Annotated in this window: 3 protein-coding genes; all 3 read left to right on the forward strand. The window is 66.7% G+C overall.

Going from position 1 to position 2,281, the window contains the following annotated elements; all coding sequences use genetic code 11:
* Positions 1-111: 111 nt before the first annotated feature.
* Positions 112-543 (forward strand): Hsp20/alpha crystallin family protein, encoded by a 432-nt coding sequence (locus ACWGIU_RS36065; protein WP_453712306.1) that lies wholly within the window; start codon positions 112-114, stop codon positions 541-543.
* Positions 544-650: 107 nt separating this feature from the next.
* On the forward strand, positions 651-1,046 hold the full coding sequence (locus ACWGIU_RS36070) for an STAS domain-containing protein (protein WP_453712307.1): 396 nt from the start codon (positions 651-653) through the stop codon (positions 1,044-1,046).
* Between the two features lie 33 nt (positions 1,047-1,079).
* On the forward strand, positions 1,080-2,281 hold a 1,202-nt coding region (gene dnaK / locus ACWGIU_RS36075), incomplete at its 3' end, for a molecular chaperone DnaK (RefSeq protein WP_453712308.1).

Consider the following 2,281-nt stretch of genomic DNA (forward strand, 5'->3'; position numbering starts at 1 on the left):
ACGTAATCGCCCGCCGGTCTTCTTGAGTCGACTCTTGTCAACTTTCTTACTGCGCGCTATATAGATGGTATCGCCATGTGCATCTGTGACGAGTGGAGAGAGGAGTGAACGATGATGCTCATGCGGACGGATCCGTTCCGGGAGTTGGACCGGCTGACGCAGCAGGTTCTGGGCCCCGCGGCGCGGTCGGCGGCCATGGCCATGGACGCCTTCCGCGAGGGTGATGCCTTCGTCGTCGAACTGGACCTGCCCGGTGTCGACCCCGAGTCCATCGACCTGGACGTCGACCAGAACGTCCTCAACATCAAGGCGGAGCGGGGGACCACTGCCTCCGCGCAGAACAGCGACGTGCTGATCGCGGAGCGGCCCTCCGGAGCCTTCAGCCGCCAGCTGTTCCTGGGCGAGACACTGGACGCCGACCGGATCGAGGCCTCTTACGAGGCCGGCGTACTGCGGCTGAGCATCCCCGTCGCCGAGCAGGCGAAGCCTCGGAAGATCGAGATCAAGGCCGGGGACGGCTCACGCAAGGAGATCAATTCCTGACGGATACGCGGGCAGGAACGCGGAGGGAGGGCCGGGGCTCCGCCGGGCCCCTCCATCCCTCCGTCCGCCGCCGCCGAGGCAGGCAGGGCGAAAGCGAGGTTGGGGACATGCCCGAAGCATCGCCTCCCGCGGCCGCGATCGGAACGGGCGCCGACGGCCACATCAGGACCGACGGTCACCTCAAGGTCGACGGCCACCTCAAGGTCGCCGTCTCGGGCGACATCGACCTCGTGAGCGCGCCGCAGCTCCGCGCCACCCTGGAGGAGGCGTTGTCCGACGGTTGCCGTGTGGTGGAGGTCGATTTCAGTGAAGTCGAGTTCTGCGACTGCTACGGCCTCGGCGTTGTGCTGCAAGCCCGCCGCCGGGCGGCGGCACAGGGAGTCGTTCTGCGCCTGGTGGGCGTCGCGTCGCCCTTGGTGCGCCGCCTCCTGCACCAGACCGGTACAGCGGCGCCCCTGCTCGGGCGGCCGGTCGGCGAAGTGAACGGCCGAAGGGTCACCTGATTCCGAGTTCGTTGGTTTCGAGAGGAGCGGATGATGGCACGCGCAGTCGGGATCGACCTGGGGACGACCAACTCCGTCGTCGCGGTTCTGGAGGGCGGCGAACCCACGGTCATCACCAACACCGAAGGAAACAGGACCACCCCTTCCGTGGTGGCCTTCGGCAAGGGCGGAGATGTCCTGGTCGGAGAGATCGCCAAGCGGCAGGCGGTGACCAACGTCGACCGCACCGCGCGGTCGGTCAAGCGCCACATCGGCGAGGCGAACTGGCGCTTCCCCGAGAGCGGCGACATCGAGGGCAAGCGGTACACCGCGCAGGAGATCTCGGCACGGGTGCTGCAGAAGCTGAAGCGGGACGCGGAGGCGTATCTCGGCGAGGACGTGACCGACGCTGTGATCACCGTTCCGGCGTACTTCAACGACTCCCAGCGCACGGCGACGAAGGAAGCCGGCGAGATCGCCGGCCTGAAGGTGCTGCGGATCATCAATGAGCCGACCTCCGCCGCGCTGGCGTACGGCCTGGACAAGGAGAACGACCAGACGATCCTCGTCTTCGACCTGGGCGGCGGCACCTTCGACGTGTCCCTGCTGGAGATCGGCGAGGGGCTGGTGGAGGTCAAGTCCACCAACGGCGACACCCACCTCGGCGGGGACGACTGGGACCAGAAGGTCGTCGATCACCTGGTGAAGCAGTTCCAGAACGGGTACGGCGTGGACCTGTCCAAGGACAAGATGGCGCTCCAGCGTCTGCGCGAGGCCGCCGAGAAGGCGAAGATCGAACTCTCCGCCGCGACGGAGACGACGATCAACCTGCCTTATATCTCCGCTTCCGCCGAGGGCCCGCTGCACCTGGACGAGAAGCTCACGCGCTCGCAGTTCGAGCAGCTGACCGCCGACCTGTTGGAGCGCTGCAAGGCGCCGTTCCACAACGCGGTCAAGGACGCGAAGATCAAGGTCGCGGACATCGACCACGTCATCCTGGTCGGCGGGTCCACGCGCATGCCGGCCGTGACGGAGCTGGTCAGGGAGCTGACCGGCAAGGATCCGCACAAGGGCGTCAATCCGGACGAGGTCGTCGCCATCGGCGCCACCCTCCAGGCCGGTGTGCTCAAGGGTGAGGTCAAGGACGTCCTGCTCCTCGATGTGACCCCGCTGTCCCTCGGTATCGAGACCAAGGGCGGCATCATGACCAAGCTGATCGAGCGCAACACCACGATCCCGACGAAGCGCTCCGAGAT

The sequence above is a fragment of the Streptomyces sp. NPDC054840 genome, assembly GCF_053611065.1.